We start from the raw sequence: 18437 nt of genomic DNA, 5'->3' as shown, positions 1-18437 counted from the left end.
GTTTCCTGCTTATCTCTATATTAGTTTCCTGCTTATCTCTATATTATATGTGTCGCACATTTCGGATAACGGGAGTGCGCATATTCGTCCTGAGAACGATGGAATAGTAATAATGTATCAAAATGATGATTTGAGAATTAAAGAGATTAAGGAATTATTGCCGCCGGTCGCCTTACTGGAAAAGTATCCGGCTACCGAGCGTGCGGCCGAGACGGTTTCTCTGGCGCGTAGTGCGATTCATAAGATCCTGACCGGCAATGACGACCGCCTGCTGGTGATTATCGGGCCTTGCTCTATTCACGATACGCAAGCGGCTAAAGAATATGCCGGCCGTCTGCTGGCGCTGCGTGAGGAACTGAGCGACGATCTGGAAGTGGTGATGCGCGTCTATTTCGAAAAACCGCGCACGACGGTCGGCTGGAAAGGGCTGATCAACGATCCGCATTTAGATCACAGCTTCCAGATTAACGAAGGGCTGCGCATCGCCCGCCGGCTGCTGCTGGAGATCAACGACAGCGGGCTGCCGGCCGCCGGCGAGTTCCTCGACATGATCACGCCGCAATATCTGGCCGATTTAATGAGCTGGGGCGCTATTGGCGCGCGCACCACCGAATCGCAGGTGCATCGCGAGCTGGCCTCCGGCCTGTCCTGTCCGGTGGGCTTTAAAAACGGGACCGACGGCACGATAAAGGTGGCGATTGACGCGATTAACGCCGCCAGTGCGCCGCACTGTTTCCTGTCCGTCACCAAATGGGGTCATTCGGCCATCGTTAACACCAGCGGCAATAATGACTGCCACATCATTCTGCGCGGCGGCAAAGAGCCTAACTACAGCGCGCGCCACGTGCAGGAAGTGAAAGTCGGTCTGGAGAAAGCGGGTCTGAAGCCGCAGGTCATGATCGATTTCAGCCACGCCAACAGCAGCAAACAGTTTAAGAAACAGATGGATGTTTGCGCCGATGTCAGCGATCAGGTTCAGAAGGGCGAAGAGGCGATCATTGGCGTGATGGTGGAAAGTCACCTGGTGGAAGGCAATCAGAACCTGGAGGGCGGCGAGCCGCTGGTTTACGGTCAGAGCGTGACCGACGCCTGTATCGGCTGGGAAGACACGGAAACGCTGTTGCGCCAGCTGGCGGCGGCGGTTCGGGCGCGTCGCGGCCGGTAAGTCAGATAGGCGAGTGGTTCCAGCGAGTACGATGCGCGCCATCCCTCGCGCAGGCGAACAGACGCGCTGACTGATTATCATGAGCGCTGTTCCCCGGGACGGCGCCGTGTTAATCCCCGCGTGACGCCACGATGGCGTGATAAAAAAACCCGGCCGGAGCCGGGTTTTTTACGTTACAGCCGGTAATAATGAATTACTTGGCTTTGCCCTGATTCGCCACGGCCGCGGCTTTCGCTGCGATTTCGTCGGCGTTGCCCAGGTAGTAGCGTTTGATCGGTTTGAAGTTTTCATCGAACTCATAAACCAGCGGTACGCCAGTCGGGATGTTCAGTTCGAGGATTTCGTCTTCGCTCAGGTTGTCCAGGTATTTAACCAGCGCGCGCAGGGAGTTGCCGTGTGCGGCGATCAGTACGCGTTCACCGCTTTTAATGCGCGGCAGAATGGTGTCGTTCCAGAACGGCACAACGCGTTCGATCGTCAGCGCCAGGCTTTCCGTCAGCGGCAGTTCTTTGTCGCTCAGAGAAGCATAGCGCGGGTCGTGGCCCGGGAAACGTTCGTCATCACGAGTCAGTTCCGGCGGAGTTACAGCAAAACCACGACGCCACTGTTTAACCTGGTCATCGCCATATTTTTCTGCGGTTTCGGCTTTGTTCAGACCCTGCAGCGCGCCGTAGTGACGTTCGTTCAGTTTCCAGCATTTTTCAACCGGCAGCCAGGCCTGATCCAGCTCGTCCAGAACGTTCCACAGCGTGTGGATGGCACGTTTCAGCACGGAGGTGTAGGCGAAGTCAAAGGCAAAACCTTCTTCTTTCAGCAGTTTACCCGCTTGTTTAGCTTCGGTACGTCCTTTATCGGACAGATCGACATCGTACCAGCCGGTGAAGCGGTTTTCGTTGTTCCACTGACTTTCACCGTGTCTTACCAGAACCAGCTTAGTTACAGCCATAGCTTAACTCCTTCATATACTAAGATTTCTGTGATAACTGCGCGTATTATATGGCTCCGGGGGCATCAACGGCAATCGATAGTGTTTCGGTTGCTGGATTTATCGCTCATTCATCCCCCCGTCGCCGCCGGGCGGCGCGCCCGTTCAGAGCGTTTTTTCGCTTTTCGCGGGCCGGTGCAGCAGCAAATACAGCGCCGGGATCACCAGCATGGACAGCAGCGGCGCGCTGACCATTCCGCCAATCATCGGCGCGGCGATGCGCCGCATCACCTCGGAACCGGTGTCGTCGCCCCACATGATGGGCAGCAGCCCGGCCATGATGGTGGCGACGGTCATCGCTTTGGGGCGCACGCGCAGTACGGCGCCCTCGCGAATCGCCGCCAGCAACTGCGGCAGCGCGATCGGTTGCCCGTTCGGGCTGTGTTTCTCTACGGCGTGATTAAGATAGAGCAGCATCACCACGCCGAATTCCGCCGCCACCCCGGCCAGCGCGATAAAACCGACCGCGCCCGCCACCGATAAATGATAATCGAGCATATACAGTAGCCAGACTCCGCCGGGCAATGCAAGGGGCAGAGTGCCCATGATCAGCAGCGCGTCCTTCACCCGACTGAAGGTGACGAACAACAGAACAAAGATGATCAGCAGGGTAAAAGGGATAACGATCTTCATTCTGGCGCTGGCCCGCTCAAGATACTCAAACTGTCCCGACCAACTGAGCGAGACGCCTTGCGGCAGCCGGACCTGCTGTGCGACCGCCTGCTGCATCTGGCGTACGGCGGACTGCAGATCGCGCCCGCGCAGGTCGACATAAATCCAGTCGGACAGCCGGCCGTTTTCGCTTTTCAGCATCGGCGGTCCTTCGCTGACGCGAATATCGGCCAGATCGGCCAGCGTTATCCGCGCGCCGCTGCTGGTCAGCACCGGCAGCTGGCGCAATTTATCCAGCGAGTCGCGTATTTCGCGCGGGTAGCGGAGGTTGATTGGGTAACGCTGCCGTCCCTCAAGGGTTTCGCCGATATTCTGGCCGCCCACCAGCGTGGCGACCAGCGACTGCAGTTCCTGTACCGATACGCCGTAGCGCGCGGCGCGCAGACGATCGATATTGATATCGATGTAGCGGCCGCCGGTCAGCCGTTCGGCCAGCGCGGAGGTGACGCCGGGCACCGTTTTGACGATTTGCTCGATCTGCGCGGCGACCGGTTCAATATCCTCCAGCCGGCTGCCGTTGACCTTGATGCCGATCGGGCTTTTGATGCCGGTGGCCAGCATATCCAGCCGGTTGCGGATCGGCGGCACCCAGACGTTGGCGATGCCGGGCAGATTAACCCGGCTGTCCAGCTCGGCGATGAGTTTATCCATAGTCATGCCCGGCCGCCATTGGTCGCGCGGTTTCAGGCGGATCGTGCTCTCCAGCATGGTCAGCGGCGCCGGGTCGGTGGCGGTTTCCGCCCGTCCCGCCTTGCCGAACACCGAGTCGACCTCCGGCACGGTTTTAATCAGCCGATCGGTCTGCTGCAGCAGGCGCCCCGCCTCGCGCGCGGAAATGCCCGGCAGCGTCGACGGCATATACAACAGATCGCCCTCGTCCAGCGGCGGCATAAATTCGCTGCCGAGCCGGCTGAGCGGCAACAGCGTCAGCAGCAGCAGGGCCACGGCGATCGCCAGCGTGGCGCGCGGAAAACGCAACGCCTTATCCAGAATCGGTCGATAAAGCGCGATTAGCCAGCGGTTAAGCGGATTGGCCCGCTCATCAGGAATGTCGCCGCGTACGAAATAACCCATCAGCACAGGCACCAGCGTGATGCCCAGACCGGCCGCCACCGCCATCGCATAGGTTTTGGTGAACGCCAGCGGCGAAAACATGCGTCCTTCCTGCGCCTGCAGCGCAAAGACCGGAATAAACGATAGCGTGATGATCAGCAGGCTGCAGAACAGAGCGGGGCCGACCTCGGTAGCGGCTCGTTCGGCCAGTTTCCACCAGATTTTTTCATTCGGCTTTTCTCCCGGATGACGATGGCGCCACTGTTCCAGCACCTTGTGCATGTTTTCAATCATCACGATGGCGGCGTCCACCATCGCGCCAATGGCAATCGCGATGCCGCCCAGCGACATAATATTGGCGTTCACGCCCTGATAGTGCATCACGATAAACGCTCCGAGGATCCCCAGCGGCAGGCTGATGATGGCGACCAGCGCCGAGCGGAAATGGAACAGGAACAGGGTGCAGATCAGGGCGACGATAATAAACTCTTCGATCAGTTTGTGGCTGAGCGTTTCTATCGCCTGCTCGATCAGGCGGGAGCGATCGTACGTGGTGACGATCTCCACCCCGTCCGGCAAGCTGCGCTGGATTTCCTGCAGGCGCGCTTTCACTCCGTGCAGCGTTTCCAGCGCGTTCTTGCCGTAGCGCAGGATCACGATGCCGCCGGCAACCTCGCCCTCGCCGTTCAGCTCCGCGATGCCGCGCCGCATCTCCGGCCCTTCGCGCAGGGTCGCGATGTCCTGCAGCAGCAGCGGCACGCCGTTGCGGGTGTCAATCACGATATGGTTGAAATCCTCACGGTTTTTCAGATAACCGGCGGTGCGCACCATATATTCGGTCTCTCCCAGCTCCAGCACCGAACCGCCTCCCTCCTGATTGGCGTCCTGTACGGCGCTGATGACCTGCTGATGGGTGACGTTTTGCACCCGCATACGCTGCGGATCCAGCACGATTTGATACTGACGCACCATGCCGCCCACGCTGGCGACTTCGGCCACGTTGGGCACCGTTTTCAGCTCATAGCGCAGCAGCCAGTCCTGCAGCGCGCGCAGATCGGCCAGATTATGCCGGCCGCTGCGGTCGACCAGCGCGTATTCATAGATCCAGCCAACGCCGGTGGCGTCTGGCCCCAGCGATGCTTTCGCGCCTTCGGGCAGGCTCGACTGCACCTGGCTCAGGTACTCCAGCACGCGCGAGCGGGCCCAGTAGGGGTCGATATCGTCCTCGAACAGAATATAGATGTAGGCGTCGCCAAACATGGAAAAGCCGCGTACGGTCTTTGCGCCGGGCACCGAAAGCATCGTGGAGGTCAGCGGCCAGGTAACCTGGTTCTCCACGATCTGCGGCGCTTTGCCGGGATAGCTAACGCGGACGATAACCTGCACGTCGGACAGATCCGGCAGCGCGTCCAGCGGGGCTTTTTGCAGCGACCAGATGCCCCAGACCGCCATAAAGAGGGCGGCCAGCAGTACCAGCAGGCGATTGTTAAGCGACCAGCGGATAACGGAAGCAATCATTAGTGGCCTCCATGCGCGCTGTGAGCGTCGTCGGTCAGCGGAGCGATGCTGACTAACCGGGCGCCGCCGTCGTCAAGCAGAAAACGAAAGGCAACCCGGCTGCCCGGCGAGATGCCCGGCGGCAGACCGTCGGCGGGCAGGACGAAGTCCATGGTCATCGGCGCCCAGTTCAGTTCGGGCACCGCGCCGTGTTCAATGGTGACGGCGTCGTCAGACAGCGCTTTGATCACGCCGGCCGCGCCGTAGTCGGGCGCCGGCGGGGGCGCTGGCCGGTCGGGCTCGGCGAACTGATCGAGAGAACTGCGCAGGCTGGCCTCCGAGTCGATCAGGAACTGACCGGAGGTGACGACCCGATCGCCGGGCTGGAGACCGTCCAGAATCGCCACCCAGCCATCCTGACTGGCGCCGGCGCTGACTTCGCGCGGCGTAAAGCGGCCGTCGCCGTCGCTGAGCAGTACCCGGTTGCGATTGCCGCTGATTAGCAACGCCTGCTGCGGAATAACCAACTGCTGGCGCGACGGCGGGCTGGTTAATTGCAGGTTAAGGTACATACCGGGTTTTAGCCGCAGCTGCGGATTATCCACGGCGACCCGCGCTCTGAGCGTGCGGGTGGCGCTATCCAGCAGCGGCAGGATTTCACTGATGCGGCCATGAAACGTCTCGCCGGGCCAGGCGCCGCCGCTGGCCGTTACGGCGCTGCCGGGCGTCAGGACGGCGGCCTGCGATTCCGGGTAGTCCACTTCGATCCAGGCCGGGTCCAGGCTGGCCAGTTCAAGCAGCGGCTGGGCGGGCGCCAGCTGCGCGCCGACGCGCACTTCCAGCTTATTGACATAGCCGGTGAACGGGGAGGTGACGACCATGCGCGGCTGAGCCTTCGCGCTGGTTTCCACCTGGCGAATAACGCTTTCCGGCATAAACAGCAGCGCCAGCCTGCTGCGCGCCGCCAGGGTCAGTTCGCGATCGCCTAACTGGCGCACGGCCAGATACTCCCGCTGTGCGGCGGCCCAGGCGGGATTCCAGATCACGGCCAGCGTTTCCCCCTGCCTGACCTGCTGCTGCGCGGCGGCGACATAGAGTTTTTCGACCATGCCGCCGGCCGGCGCGACCAGCGTATGCAGGCTGCGTTCGTTGAGCGTGACCGTGCCGTAACCGCTGACCTGGGTCTGCCGCGTTTTGACTTCGGCGCGAGCGGTCTGTACGCCCAGATTTTGCTGCTGGCGGGCGCTGACGGCGACGCCGTCGTCCTCGACCGACTCATCGGCATAGCGCGGCAGCAGATCCATATCCATAAACGGCGATTTTCCCGGTTGATCGAAGCGTTTATCCGGCACCATCGGATCATACCAGTACAGTATGCGGCGCTCGCCTGGCGTTTGCGGCTGCGGCGCAGCGGTTTGCGACTGGCGCCCCCAGAAATAGCCGGCGCTGACGCCGGCGGCCAGTGCGATCGCGACCAGCGTTAAAGTAAGCGTTCGGTTCATTGTACGTACTCCTGGGCAGGCGTCAGATAGCGAAGCGCCGCCCACAGCTGCGCCAGTTCCAGCCCGGCGCCATGGGCGGCGATGCGGGCGTCGAGCAGATCGCGCCGGGCGGCCAGCACGTCGGCCAGCGTATCGTTGCCGGATTGATACTGCGTTACGGCCAGGGTGACGCGTTGCTGTCGCAGCGGCAGGACTTCGTGGTGTTGCCGCCGCCAGCGCGACTGCGCCGCCTGATACTGCGCCAGCAGCGTGTCCAGTCGGGCCAGATGTTCGCGTTCGGTAAGCCGGATTCTGTCGCGCGCTTCCAGCGTGCGCGACAGGTCGGCCGCATGGTCTTTGTCCTGGCGGCTGGACGTGAATAACGGCAGATCCACCGAGATCATGACGCCGGCCATATCGTCATACTCGTCGCCGCGTCTGGCGTAGTACATTTCAACGCCGACATCCGGAATAGCGGCCACGGACGACTGCGCGGCGCGCGCCTGAGCCAGACTGACTTCCCGCTGCGCCTGCTGCATTTCCGGGTGCTGGTGCAACTGCCGTTTGAGCGTCTGCGGATCGGCCGGCAGGCGCTCGAAGCGCGGCAGCGCGCCAGCGGCGACGGCATCGTTAATGCCGGTCAGTTCGGCGATACGCGCCTGGGCGACCTGTACATCGCGTCGCGCGTCGGACAGACGGTCTTCCATCGCGGCCAGCGTCAGCCGGGCGTCCAGTACGCCGTCGAGCGCGCCGCCGCCCGCGGCACTGGCCTGCAGCGGAACGAGCTGCCGCCGGCTCTCCTGTACCAGCGCCTCAGCGTCCTGCAGTACGCGTTGGGAAAAGGCCAGATTTAGCCATGCCTGGGCGGTGTCGCGCTGAATACGGGCGACGATGCCGTCGCTATTGCTGTATAGGCTGTCCGCCTCCGCTCGCAGCGTTTGCGCCTTTTTTTCGCGCTTATCGCCGCTGACCCAGGTTTGCATAATGCCGATGCGCTGCATGGTCATGCCTTCGCGCGTCAGCCGGCGGGCGTTGCCGCCGCCCAGCGGAACGTTTTCCACCCCGAAGCGCAGTTGGGGATCGGGCAACTGAGCGGCCGAGTCGGCCATGTTTTGCAACGCGTTAATTTGATGCTGGTTCGCCGACAGGTCGGCGGAATAACCCACCGCCGCCTGTAGCGCTTGGGGCAGCGCCAGATCGGCGCCCGCAGCGCTGAACGACGTCCAGCACGATAGCAGGATCGCCGGCCACAGACCGACTGCCCGGTGCGTGTATCGCTTCATGAGCCTCTCCGTTTAGCGTTGTGGGGCGATGCTGAGCAGCGTGTAGCCGTTCTCGCTTTGGCTAAAACGGAAGTTGACCGCCGTTCCCTCCGCCAGCGGGGTGAAAACGGGCGACTCGGGCAGCCGGAAGGCCATGGTCATGGCCGGCCAGTTGAGCGCGGGCAGCGGGGCATGAGCAAGGGTGACGCTGTCGGCCGCCCATTGCTTAATTACGCCGTGCATCGACCAACTGGCGGCCGGCTGCTGGCGGGTTATTTCTTCATGATGCTGATGGGCGGCGGCCCACAGCGGGGTCGTCAACGACAGGCTGCCGAAGGCAGCCAGTAAGGCGATGATGCGCATAAAAAACTCCGTAAACAATCAATAACAGACACGTGCCGCGCCGGAAACGGCGCGGCGGGCGTTCGGGTTATTTCTTGTCCGGAGCTATTCTCTGAAACGGCAGAAACGTATTTCGGCCGGCGGGCCGGCGGAGGGCGGGGTAAGCCAGGCGCTATCCTGCGCCGCGGCGCTCTGCGACGGCGCGACCGGCGCCAGCTGGTAGTCGACCGGCAGGGCCAGTAAGGCCAGCGAGGCGTTATCGGGCTGGAGATTATCCGGTACGCAGTGCTTTTCGCACAGCGATGTGGCGTGGGCGGACGCATCCATATGGGCGTCGTGGTTTTGAGCGGCCTGCCGATGCAGATGGGCCTGGTGCTGCATGGCCGTCGGGGCGTTGGCCAGCGGAAAATCGCACTGATGCCCGGCGACGGCCAGCTGCGCGTTAACGAACAACCAGCATAACGTCAACAGCCATGCCCATCTGCGCTTATGGCTGCGCAGACGATAGGTCAGTGGCTGAAATGACGAGAGTGGCGGCATGGCGCATCCTTACACAAGGTTGCAAAAAGTGTACCGGTCCCGCCGCCCGTCGGGCAAGCGGGAAATCGCACAGTTTTGTAAAGCTGCGTGCGGTCCGGCGCTTAGCGAGCCAAAAATTGATAGACGGTCAGCGAACGGTATTGTCGGCCGGGCTGCAGCCAGCAGTCGGGCTGCGGCCATTCCGGATGCGCGGGGCTGTCGGGCAGGAATTCGCTTTCCAGCGCGATCCCCGCATAGTTCGGGTATTGGCCGCCCTGACGCGACGGCGCGCCGGCCAGAAAATTGCCGCTGTAAAGCTGCAGCGCCGGCGCGCTGGTATAGACCGTCATTTGCACCCGTTCATCGGCGGACCACAGCCGCGCCGCCGGATTTTCGCCGTCGGCGCAGCCCGGCTGCAATAAATAGGCGTGATCGTAACCGCCGGTGCGGCGCTGGTCGTCGTCCTGCAGAAAGTCGCGCAGCAGCGTTTTGGGCTGACGGAAATCCATTCCGCCGTCGGCGACCGGTTGCGGATCCGCGCATGGAATACCTTCGCCGTCTACCGGCAGATAGCGATCGGCAAACAGCTGAAGCCGGTGATGACGCGCGTCGCCAGGCTGGCCGTCGAGATTGAAATAGGCGTGATTAGTCAGGCAAACCGGGCAGGGTTTGTCCACCCCGGCCAGATATTCGATCTCCAGACCGTTTTGCTCGGTCAGCCGGTAGCGTACCTGGGCCGTCAGCGCGCCAGGGAAGCCCTGATCGCCATCCGGCGAGTGCAACTGCAGCGTGACTTCGCGGCTGTCGCCGGCGACGATATTCCAGCGCCTGGCGTTAAACCCCTCGGGCCCGCCGTGCAACTGATGTGCGCCGGAGTTGGCCGCCAGCCTGAAAGTCTGGTCGCGGTGGCGCAGAACCGCGTGGGCGATACGGTTGGCGTAACGGCCCACCGAGGCGCCGATATAGGCATTCTGGCGCGGATAATCCGCCGGCGTTGCGCAGCCCAGCAGCACTTCGCGCATCTCCCCGCCCGCCAGCGGCAACTGACAAGAGAGCCAGGTGGCGCCCCAGTCCATCAGCATTATCTGCATGCCGGCGTCGTTTCGCAGGCTGATGAGTTGAAAGGGCTGGCCGTCGGGCGCCCGTTCACTTGCTTGTTTGTTCAGCATAACCCTGTTCCTGATAAGACAACCCCGGCGCGCGGGGCGAGGAGATCCGTCATTGGGCGGATTGTCGCGCAGGCCCGGAAAAATCCGGCCCGTCGCCAGTACATCGGCGGCGAAACGGCGGCGTATATTGCGCCGAACCGTTCAGGCGAACGGTTCGGCCGGCATGGGCAACGGCGCCTGAATTCAGGTCCGGCCGGAATCAATGCGGCTTAATCCGGGTAACCGTTCGGGTGCCTTGACTGCCAGCGCCAGGTATCGGCCGCCATAGCGTCCAGCGAACGGGTAACGCGCCAGTTCAGGTCATGGTCGGCCTTGCTGGCGTCGGCCCAATAGGCCGGCAAATCCCCTTCGCGGCGCGGCGCGAAGTGCCAGGGCAGCGCTTTGCCGCAGGCGCGGCTGAAGGAATCCACCACCTGCAGCACGCTGTAGCCGATGCCGGCGCCCAGGTTGTAGATATGTACGCCGGGTCGGTTATGCAGCGCTTTCATCGCGGCGATGTGGCCGTCGGCCAGATCGACGACGTGGATGTAATCGCGCACGCCGGTGCCGTCCTCCGTCGGGTAATCATTGCCAAAAATCGCCAGCGATTCCCGGCGTCCGACCGCGACCTGGGCAATATACGGCATCAGGTTGTTGGGGATACCCTGCGGATCTTCGCCCATTTCGCCCGACGGATGAGCGCCAACCGGGTTGAAGTAGCGCAGCAGCGTAATGCTCCAGCCGGCGTCGGCGCGCTGAACATCCTGCAGGATCTGCTCCACCATCAGTTTGCTGCGGCCGTACGGACTGGCCGGCTGACCGGTCGGAAAGTCTTCGCGATAAGGGATTTTCGGCTGGTCGCCATACACGGTGGCGGATGAACTGAATATCAGATTCTTCACGCCGGCCGCGCGCATGGCGTCGACCAGCGTCAGGGTGCCGTAGACATTATTTTCATAATACTCAACGGGTTTCTGCACCGATTCGCCCACCGCTTTTAGTCCGGCAAAATGGATCACGGCATGAATATCGTGCTGACTGAAAATCGTGGCCAGCAGTTGGCGATCGCGGATATCGCCCTGATAGAAATCGGGTGTCTTGCCGGTCAGTCGGGTAATGGTATCAACCACGCTGGCTTTGCTGTTGCACAAATTATCCAGAATTACCGGCTGATATCCGGCTTCCAGCAGCTGCACGCAGGTATGACTGCCTATGTAACCGCTTCCACCTGTAACCAGAACTTTCATTTTTGACTCCTGTTAGCATCTATCCGTAAAAAATAGCATGAGAATTCGGCTGAAAAGGTGATCATGCTTGGAAAAATCAGCGAAATTTCGCAGAAAATTGCTGACCGATCGCGCCTGTCTGTCGAATAACCTGTTCACGTGTGAGTCTTATTTTGCTGCTGGTACGCACCTTTGTGGTAGCGTTTTCATTATTATTCGGATAACTCTCAGCCGGCGCGCTGATAACAAGCGCGCCGGCTTCGCGCATCGATGCGTCAGACGCGCTCTGGCGCGGCATCAAGCACGTCCACCTGATAGCGATAGCGGTCATCGTGCGGAATAAAGGTCAGGCGATGGGTAATACAGTCGGGCGCATCCTCGGCATGATGCGAAACGAACAGCAACTGGGTTTTGCCTTTGCGCGGCAGTATATCCAGCCAGCGGCGGACCAACTGACGATTAAGCGGGTCAAGCCCCTGCAGCGGCTCATCAAGAATCAGCAGCGCCGGATGTTTGACCAGAGCCCGGGCGATCAGCACCAGCCGTTGCTGACCCCATGACAGCGACTTAAAGGGGGCGTCGGCGGCGCTGCCGTTCAGCCCAAGCAGCGCCAGCCACTGGTCGGTCAACTGCAGCTGGCGATCGGACGGCGTCTGGTATACGCCGATGGAATCAAAGAAGCCGGACAACAGAACGTTGCGCGCACTGGCGCTGACCCGGTAATCCAGGTGCAGGCTGCTGCTGACGTAGCCGATATGCCGTTTGATATCCCAGATGGTTTCGCCGCTGCCGCGCCGGCGGCCGAACAGCGTCAGATCGTTACTGTAGCCCTGCGGATGATCGCCGGTAATCAGGCTCAGCAGCGTTGATTTGCCGGCGCCGTTCGGGCCGACGATCTGCCAGTGTTGCCCCGGCAGCACCTCCCAGTTCAGACCGTGCAGCACCGGGCGATCATTATAGCTGACGATGCCGTTGCGCAACTGGACCCGCGCCAGATCGTCGGGCAGCGCGGCGTCCCGGCGCGGATCTTCCGCTTCCGGCAACTGCATTTGCGCCAGCCGTTCGCTGTGCGCCAACTGCGCGACCAGCGCTTCCGCCAGCACTTCACTGCGCGTGCCGATACGGCTCAGCGTGCAGTCGGCCAGCACCCCCACGTGGTTAACGAAGTCGGGGATATCGTCAAAGCGGTTTAAGATCAACGCCAGCGTATAGCCCTGTTCCGCCAGTTCGGCCAGCATCGCGGCCAGCTGAGCGCGGGAGTCGACGTCCAGCCCGTCGAATGGCTCATCCAGAATAAGCAGATCGGGCTGCGCCATCAGCGCCTGACACAGCAGCGTTTTACGGGTTTCGCCGGTCGAAAGGTATTTAAAGCGGCGGTTCAACAGGTGGGCAATGCCAAATTGTTGCGCCAGGTGCTGACAGCGCGACGCGTCGTTGACCTCATCCTGAATCACCTGGGCGGCGGTGCGGCCGGTGTCGTCTTCGCCGGCGCTGAGCATATCGGTGTTATTACGCCGCCACTCCTCCGTGACCAGTTGCTGCAGCTGTTCAAACGACAGGCGGGCGATACGGCCGAAGCGACAGGTGCGTTCCCCGCTGCGCAACGGCAGCTCGCCCGACAGGGCGCGCGCCAGAGAGGATTTGCCGCTGCCGTTCGTGCCGACAAAGGCCCACGCCTGGCGACTTTCCAGCCGCAGGTTATCCAGTTTCAGCATGCGAACGTCATTCAGCCGGCATACTCCCTGTGAAATGTGCAACACAGACATTTTTTATCCCTTTTTGTTCTTAACATTGACCAGTCCCCAGGGGTAATGCTATCCGCCCGGCTTGTCAATCCCGTCATTTTTCAGGCGGCTGGCCGATTACGCCGCGCAGCGGACGATTAGCACAGCGTGGCGATAATCGCCTGGTCGGCATTAAAGAAGGCGTTGACCTCCTGATCCAACTGTAATTGTTGCTGCGCCACCGTCTGATTCGCGACCGTGGCGCATAACGTTTCTCCGCCGGGCAGGGCGATCAGCACTTCGCTGTTCTCCGCGCCCTGTTGGATGCTGCTGATGCGGCCGTTCAGGATATTGTCGGCCTGCGGCTGGGGGGCGGCGGCGGAACGCAGCTCCACCCACGGCGCCTTAATCAGCACCAGCACCTCTTTGCCGGCCTGCAGCTGCAGGCGTTCGGCGCTCTGCTGAGTGAGCGCGATGGTCAGGCGCGTTTTGCCGTCGACCAGCAATACCTGCAGATGTTGCTGTACCGTCTGCTGCGAGCGCGCCACCACGGTGCCGAAAAACTGATTGCGCGCGCTGGTTTGCAGAGAGAAACGGGCGATGGCGGCCAGCAGGCTATCGAGCGGCAGATTGTCCTGCTGCAGTACATCAAAGGCTTTTTGCTGGATCTGAGCCAGTAGATCGTAGAGTTGAATCAGGCGTTCGCCATAGCGGGTGAGCTGCGCGCCGCCGCCGCCTTTGCCGCCGGTGCTGCGCGAGACCAGCGTGTTTTCCGCCAGTTGGTTCATTTCGTTAATCGCATCCCAGGCGCTTTTATAGCTGATGCCGGCCAGTCTGGCGCCCTGGCTGATCGAACCGGTATGACTAATTTGTTTTAACAGGGAGATACGACGTGGATCGGCAAATAGACGCTGTTGAAGTTTCAGGGTAAGAAGGATTTCTGCTTGCATGGTTGGATATCCGCGATGTTCTGATAAGTAATGATGCAGACCGCTGACAACGTGCGATATTGACAAGATTTTCCGCCGACCGTTATACCGCAGAGTTCCGTCTGTGTGCGATAACGCGGCCGTTAACGGGATCAAGACAGCCGGTTAAGATACGCCAATATACCCGCCGTCTTTCAGGTTGTCGCCAGGCTGTATCCTGAAATGTATTGGTATGCCTTATATTGTCGCTATTTTCTTATCCCCCGGCAAATCGCACAAATAGCCGCTCTCTTTTTATCGGCTGCGGTAAGATGTGCGGGCGTCGTTCCCGGGCGGCTTCAATTGATGGTGGGGTCGGCTTTCCCGTTTGCCTGCCGCCGCCGTCGCGGTTTGAAATGCGGCGGGGATATGGTAGTTTTATAGCCACCCTGGCATGGGGCGAGCAACAAGGCCCACGCACCTGCGGCTTGAAGTATGAAGGGTATACAATTAATTGCGGCTGTTGATGATGACAGTTATTTATTGCGCTAAGTGAGGCGGGCATGCTTGAATTGTTAAAAAGTCTGTTATTTGCGATTGCCATGGTGCCGGTGATGATGGCGATCATCCTGGGCGCCATCTACGGTCTGGGTGAGGTGTTTAACGTCATCTCTAAAATCGGCCATACGCAAAAAGACGTCAGTCACAATCAACGCTGATTTTTGCTAAACCCGGTACTTTGCCGGGTGCTTTGTCCTCCCGCGCCGTCGCGCTGATTTTCAGGTCGCCCCGGCCGCCGAATTTTCCCGCTGCGCCGCCTGCCCGCGCGTTGTTATTTGCGTTTTTTTCCCTGTAATGTTTGTGCCATTAGGCCGATAAAGCGGATGACAGTGTTTAACGCTTCGTTATATCATTTGTTACACACCGTTACTCTTAGGGGAAAGCAATGAGACAGCAATGGATTAAATGGTTTGCGGCACTGACGCTCAGCGCCGGTATTGCCTTGCCGGCCAGCGCCGACGACAGTAAGGTGACCGTATTCGCGGCGGCCTCATTAACGAATGCGTTACAGGAAATCGCCACGCAATACCAGCAAGAGAAAAAGGTCAATGTCGTCTCCTCTTTTGCTTCCTCTTCCACCCTGGCGCGTCAGATAGAACAGGGCGCGCCGGCCGATATGTTTATCTCCGCCGACCAGCAATGGATGGATTACGTTCAGGATAAACAGCTGATCGCCAACGACAGCCGCCACACGCTGCTGGGCAATGAGCTGGTAGTGATCGCGCCGAAAACCAGCGCGCTGGGCAAAGTCGAAATAAACGCGCAGACCGACTGGAAAAACCTGCTGAAAGGAGGGCGTCTGTCGGTGGGCGATCCGGATCATGTCCCGGCCGGTATTTATGCGAAAGAAGCGCTGCAGAACCTGAAGGCCTGGGACGAACTGTCGCCGCTGATGGCGCGCGCCAATAGCGTGCGCGCCGCCATGGCGCTGGTCGAGCGCGAAGAAGCGCCGCTGGGCATCGTCTATGGTTCCGACGTGGTGGCCAGCGATAAAGTGAAAGTCGTGGGCACTTTCCCGACCGCCAGCCATAAACCGGTGGAATACCCGATGGCGATCGTTAAAGGCCGCGAAAATGCGACGGTCGACGGCTTCTATCAATATCTGAAGACACCGAAGGCGGCAGAGGTGTTTAAACGGTTCGGGTTCACGCCTGTTCAATGATAGTCAGTGATTATGAGTGGCAGGCGATTGCGCTTAGCCTGAAAGTTTCAGTGCTGGCGGTCGCCTGGAGCCTGCCCTTCGGGATCCTGATGGCGTGGATCCTGGTCCGTTGCCGGTTTCCCGGCAAATCCTTACTTGATAGTCTGATTCATCTGCCGCTGGTCTTGCCGCCGGTGGTGATCGGCTATTTATTGCTGGTGGGCATGGGGCGGCGCGGCGTTATCGGCGAGTGGCTGTATAACTGGTTTGGTTTCAGCTTCAGCTTTAGCTGGCGCGGCGCGGCGCTGGCGTCGGCCGTGGTGGCTTTCCCGCTGATGGTGCGCGCCATTCGTCTGGCGCTGGAGGCGATCGATCCGCGTCTGGAACAGGCGGCGCGCACGCTGGGCGCGCACCCGCTGCGCGTATTTTTTACCATTACGTTGCCGCTCTCCCTGCCGGGCATCATTGTCGGCGTGGTGTTGGCTTTTGCCCGTTCGCTGGGCGAATTCGGCGCCACCATCACCTTTGTCTCAAATATTCCCGGCGAAACGCGCACCATTCCTCTGGCGATGTATACCCTGATCGAAACGCCGGGAGCGGAAGGCGCCGCCGCGCGGCTGTGCGTGATCGCTATCCTGTTGTCCCTCGTATCGCTATTGTTGTCGGAATGGCTGACGCGCTGGGGCCGTAAGCGGCTGGGGGGATAATGCTACAGCTGGATTTTAGTCAGCAACTGGGCGACCTGGCGCTCAGCGTGAAGACCGAGCTGCCCGCCGAGGGCATCACCGCCATATTCGGCGTTTCCGGCGCGGGGAAAACCTCGCTGATCAATGCCATCGTCGGGCTGACCCGGCCGCAGAGCGGGCGTATTGTGCTTAACGACCGGGTGCTGGCCGACGCGGAGAAAAAGCAGTTTCTGGCGCCGGAAAAACGGCGCATAGGCTACGTGTTTCAGGACGCCCGCCTGTTCCCGCACTATCGGGTGCAGGGGAACCTGCGCTACGGCATGGCCGCTTCAATGCGCGGCCAGTATGACGATATCGTCGGTCTGCTGGGCATTGGGCATCTGCTAAAGCGCTTTCCGATTACGCTGTCCGGCGGCGAAAAGCAGCGCGTGGCGATTGGCCGGGCGCTGTTGACCGCGCCGGAGCTGCTGCTGATGGACGAACCGCTTGCCTCGCTCGATTTGCCGCGTAAACGCGAACTGATGCCTTACCTGGAAAAACTGGCAAAGGGCGTGAAAACGCCGATTCTGTACGTCAGCCACAGCCTGGATGAAATTTTGCGTCTTGCCGATCGGGTGCTGGTGCTGGATAACGGTAAGATTAAGGCGCAGGGCGAGCTGGAAGCCGTCTGGGCCAGCAGCGCGCTGCGTCCCTGGCTGCCGCGCGAAGAACAAAGCAGCATTCTCAACGTCAGCGTATTGAGCCAGCATGAGCGCTACGCCATGACGGCGCTGGCGCTGGGCGATCAGCATCTGTGGGTGAACAAAGTGGATGCGGCGCTGAAAACGCCGCTGCGTATTCAGATTAAGGCCGCCGACGTGTCGCTGGTGCTGCAGCCGCCGCACAACAGCAGCATCCGCAATATTTTGCCGGCCCAGGTGGTCGAGTGTCTGGATATCGACGATCAGGTGGAGGTGAAGCTGGACATCGGCGCCCAGAGCCTGTGGGCGAGGATTACGCCCTGGGCGCGCGACGAACTGGCCGTGCGCCCGGGTCAGTGGCTGTACGCGCAGATTAAAAGCGTTTCGATCACCGCCTGAGTCGGGGGGCGCCATACTCGCCGCTCCCTGTCGGCTATCGTCGCCATCCCCGCAGCGGCAGGCGACGATTTTCTGCGCATCAAATCTGGTTCAGCACCCGGCTGTGGATTACTTCGGCGATGCCGGGCTGGTCATTATCCGCGATAACCAAATCCGCCCGCTGCTTAACCTCGTCGACGCCGTTGCCCATCGCCACGCCCAGTCCGGCTAGCTCCAGCATGCTGATATCATTGAAGTTATCGCCAAAGGCAATCACATCCTGCATGGAGAATCCCTGTTCTTCCACCCACTGCCGCAGGCGCTTGCCTTTACTGTTGCCCGCCTGCGCCACGTCCACCTGATCGTGCCACGACCATTCGCAGGCCAGACCCAGTTCGCTCTCAACCTGATCGGCAAAGCCGCGCAGCGCGGCGCAGTCTTCGTCCGTGGTGGCGAATTTCCAGATCGACTGCGCGCTGTCGGCGGCCTGAGCCAGCGAATCGACCTGCAGCAACGTGGGTCGCTGCGCCGGCGGCAGGCTTTCGGCCCAGGCCTGAGCGCGAACAATGTGCCCGCAGGGCCGCTGATAGAGCATGGCGTCGTCAACGTACATCAGGCCATGAATATCAAACTTCTCCAGCAGCCGCAGAACGCGCTTCGCCTGATCGACCGGCAGCGGATCGGCGTGCAGCACGCATTTTGCCTGATAATCGTACAGATAGGTGCCGTTACAGCAGATTGCAGGTGTGTCCAGCTGCAGGGCCTGATAAAAAGGATGGATGGCGACGTGATGGCGACCGGTCGCAATCAGCACCCTGACCCCGGCGGCCTGCGCCTGGGCCAGCGCATCAAGCGACTGCGGCAGGATTTTTTTCTGTCGATCCAGCAGGGTTCCATCCAGATCGAGCGCAATTACACGGTAAGTCATAGTCGTCCTGTGTTGTGTCATCGTATGTACCCTAAATAATTCGAGTCGCAGGGCAACACGTTATCGCAGCGATTCGGGTGA

At 60.7% G+C, this 18437-nt stretch carries 16 protein-coding genes; 5 read left to right on the top strand and 11 right to left on the bottom strand.

The genetic code is table 11. The annotated features are described in order from the left end of the window. Positions 1 to 109: 109 nt before the first annotated feature. Positions 110 to 1165, top strand: coding sequence for a 3-deoxy-7-phosphoheptulonate synthase AroG (aroG, locus tag FJU30_RS11350; protein ID WP_150435333.1), 1056 nt, complete (start codon positions 110 to 112; stop codon positions 1163 to 1165). Positions 1166 to 1358: 193 nt separating this feature from the next. Here aroG and gpmA read toward each other — a convergent pair whose 3' ends face one another. The 10 genes from gpmA to modE form a co-directional block, all read right to left on the bottom strand. Further along, positions 1359 to 2111, bottom strand: a complete 753-nt coding sequence (gene gpmA, locus FJU30_RS11345) for a 2,3-diphosphoglycerate-dependent phosphoglycerate mutase (protein WP_150435087.1) — start codon at positions 2109 to 2111, stop codon at positions 1359 to 1361. Positions 2112 to 2255: 144 nt separating this feature from the next. After that, positions 2256 to 5393 carry an efflux RND transporter permease subunit gene (locus FJU30_RS11340; protein WP_150435086.1) on the bottom strand — a complete coding sequence of 1046 codons (3138 nt, stop codon included), beginning with the start codon at positions 5391 to 5393 and terminating at the stop codon, positions 2256 to 2258. After that, complete coding sequence (locus tag FJU30_RS11335) at positions 5393 to 6874, bottom strand: efflux RND transporter periplasmic adaptor subunit (protein ID WP_150435085.1); 1482 nt, start codon at positions 6872 to 6874, stop codon at positions 5393 to 5395. The genes FJU30_RS11340 and FJU30_RS11335 overlap by 1 nt, the downstream gene beginning before the upstream one ends. Beyond that, positions 6871 to 8136 (bottom strand): TolC family protein, encoded by a 1266-nt coding sequence (locus FJU30_RS11330; protein WP_150435084.1) that lies wholly within the window; start codon positions 8134 to 8136, stop codon positions 6871 to 6873. The genes FJU30_RS11335 and FJU30_RS11330 overlap by 4 nt, the downstream gene beginning before the upstream one ends. Positions 8137 to 8148: 12 nt before the next feature. Continuing rightward, complete coding sequence (locus FJU30_RS11325; RefSeq protein ID WP_150435083.1) at positions 8149 to 8478, bottom strand: copper-binding protein; 330 nt, start codon at positions 8476 to 8478, stop codon at positions 8149 to 8151. Positions 8479 to 8562: 84 nt separating this feature from the next. Then, positions 8563 to 8997 (bottom strand): hypothetical protein, encoded by a 435-nt coding sequence (locus tag FJU30_RS11320; protein ID WP_150435082.1) that lies wholly within the window; start codon positions 8995 to 8997, stop codon positions 8563 to 8565. A 101-nt stretch (positions 8998 to 9098) separates the two neighbouring features. Then, positions 9099 to 10145, bottom strand: a complete 1047-nt coding sequence (gene galM / locus FJU30_RS11315) for a galactose-1-epimerase (RefSeq protein ID WP_150435081.1) — start codon at positions 10143 to 10145, stop codon at positions 9099 to 9101. Positions 10146 to 10354: 209 nt separating this feature from the next. Beyond that, positions 10355 to 11371: a UDP-glucose 4-epimerase GalE gene (gene galE / locus FJU30_RS11310; protein WP_150435080.1), complete on the bottom strand. Its 1017-nt coding sequence runs from the start codon at positions 11369 to 11371 to the stop codon at positions 10355 to 10357. Positions 11372 to 11625: 254 nt separating this feature from the next. Next, the gene (gene modF / locus FJU30_RS11305) at positions 11626 to 13116 is read right to left on the bottom strand and encodes a molybdate ABC transporter ATP-binding protein ModF (RefSeq protein ID WP_150435079.1); all 1491 of its coding nucleotides are present in this window, start codon (positions 13114 to 13116) and stop codon (positions 11626 to 11628) included. A gap of 116 nt (positions 13117 to 13232) precedes the next feature. Continuing rightward, the gene (gene modE, locus FJU30_RS11300; protein WP_150435078.1) at positions 13233 to 14024 is read right to left on the bottom strand and encodes a molybdenum-dependent transcriptional regulator; all 792 of its coding nucleotides are present in this window, start codon (positions 14022 to 14024) and stop codon (positions 13233 to 13235) included. Between the two features lie 521 nt (positions 14025 to 14545). Here modE and FJU30_RS11295 point away from each other — a divergent pair. From FJU30_RS11295 to modC, 4 genes are all read left to right on the top strand, one after another. After that, on the top strand, positions 14546 to 14701 hold the full coding sequence (locus FJU30_RS11295; protein WP_150435077.1) for an AcrZ family multidrug efflux pump-associated protein: 156 nt from the start codon (positions 14546 to 14548) through the stop codon (positions 14699 to 14701). Positions 14702 to 14928: 227 nt separating this feature from the next. After that, a complete protein-coding gene (gene modA / locus FJU30_RS11290; RefSeq protein WP_150435076.1) occupies positions 14929 to 15705 on the top strand; it encodes a molybdate ABC transporter substrate-binding protein in 777 nt (258 codons plus the stop codon). Then, the gene (gene modB / locus FJU30_RS11285; RefSeq protein WP_150435075.1) at positions 15702 to 16391 is read left to right on the top strand and encodes a molybdate ABC transporter permease subunit; all 690 of its coding nucleotides are present in this window, start codon (positions 15702 to 15704) and stop codon (positions 16389 to 16391) included. Before modA ends, modB begins: the two co-directional genes overlap by 4 nt. Then, positions 16391 to 17449: a molybdenum ABC transporter ATP-binding protein ModC gene (gene modC / locus FJU30_RS11280; RefSeq protein WP_150435074.1), complete on the top strand. Its 1059-nt coding sequence runs from the start codon at positions 16391 to 16393 to the stop codon at positions 17447 to 17449. The genes modB and modC overlap by 1 nt, the downstream gene beginning before the upstream one ends. A gap of 79 nt (positions 17450 to 17528) precedes the next feature. Here modC and FJU30_RS11275 read toward each other — a convergent pair whose 3' ends face one another. Continuing rightward, positions 17529 to 18356: a pyridoxal phosphatase gene (locus FJU30_RS11275; protein ID WP_150435073.1), complete on the bottom strand. Its 828-nt coding sequence runs from the start codon at positions 18354 to 18356 to the stop codon at positions 17529 to 17531. Positions 18357 to 18437 lie beyond the last annotated feature (81 nt).

The organism is Affinibrenneria salicis, assembly GCF_008710095.1.
The sequence above is the reverse complement of the archived record's forward strand: the minus strand, read 5'-3'. Positions and strand labels throughout refer to the sequence as shown.

What these genes read in the sequence shown, in the direction of transcription:
- gpmA (WP_150435087.1), bottom strand. Translation starts at nt 2,111, where the DNA reads ATGGCTGTAACTAAGCTGGTTCTGGTAAGACACGGTGAAAGTCAGTGG.
- FJU30_RS11340 (WP_150435086.1), bottom strand. Translation starts at nt 5,393, where the DNA reads ATGATTGCTTCCGTTATCCGCTGGTCGCTTAACAATCGCCTGCTGGTA.
- FJU30_RS11335 (WP_150435085.1), bottom strand. Translation starts at nt 6,874, where the DNA reads ATGAACCGAACGCTTACTTTAACGCTGGTCGCGATCGCACTGGCCGCC.
- FJU30_RS11330 (WP_150435084.1), bottom strand. Translation starts at nt 8,136, where the DNA reads ATGAAGCGATACACGCACCGGGCAGTCGGTCTGTGGCCGGCGATCCTG.
- FJU30_RS11325 (WP_150435083.1), bottom strand. Translation starts at nt 8,478, where the DNA reads ATGCGCATCATCGCCTTACTGGCTGCCTTCGGCAGCCTGTCGTTGACG.
- FJU30_RS11320 (WP_150435082.1), bottom strand. Translation starts at nt 8,997, where the DNA reads ATGCCGCCACTCTCGTCATTTCAGCCACTGACCTATCGTCTGCGCAGC.
- galM (WP_150435081.1), bottom strand. Translation starts at nt 10,145, where the DNA reads ATGCTGAACAAACAAGCAAGTGAACGGGCGCCCGACGGCCAGCCCTTT.
- galE (WP_150435080.1), bottom strand. Translation starts at nt 11,371, where the DNA reads ATGAAAGTTCTGGTTACAGGTGGAAGCGGTTACATAGGCAGTCATACC.
- modF (WP_150435079.1), bottom strand. Translation starts at nt 13,116, where the DNA reads ATGTCTGTGTTGCACATTTCACAGGGAGTATGCCGGCTGAATGACGTT.
- modE (WP_150435078.1), bottom strand. Translation starts at nt 14,024, where the DNA reads ATGCAAGCAGAAATCCTTCTTACCCTGAAACTTCAACAGCGTCTATTT.
- FJU30_RS11295 (WP_150435077.1), top strand. Translation starts at nt 14,546, where the DNA reads ATGCTTGAATTGTTAAAAAGTCTGTTATTTGCGATTGCCATGGTGCCG.
- modA (WP_150435076.1), top strand. Translation starts at nt 14,929, where the DNA reads ATGAGACAGCAATGGATTAAATGGTTTGCGGCACTGACGCTCAGCGCC.
- modB (WP_150435075.1), top strand. Translation starts at nt 15,702, where the DNA reads ATGATAGTCAGTGATTATGAGTGGCAGGCGATTGCGCTTAGCCTGAAA.
- modC (WP_150435074.1), top strand. Translation starts at nt 16,391, where the DNA reads ATGCTACAGCTGGATTTTAGTCAGCAACTGGGCGACCTGGCGCTCAGC.
- FJU30_RS11275 (WP_150435073.1), bottom strand. Translation starts at nt 18,356, where the DNA reads ATGACTTACCGTGTAATTGCGCTCGATCTGGATGGAACCCTGCTGGAT.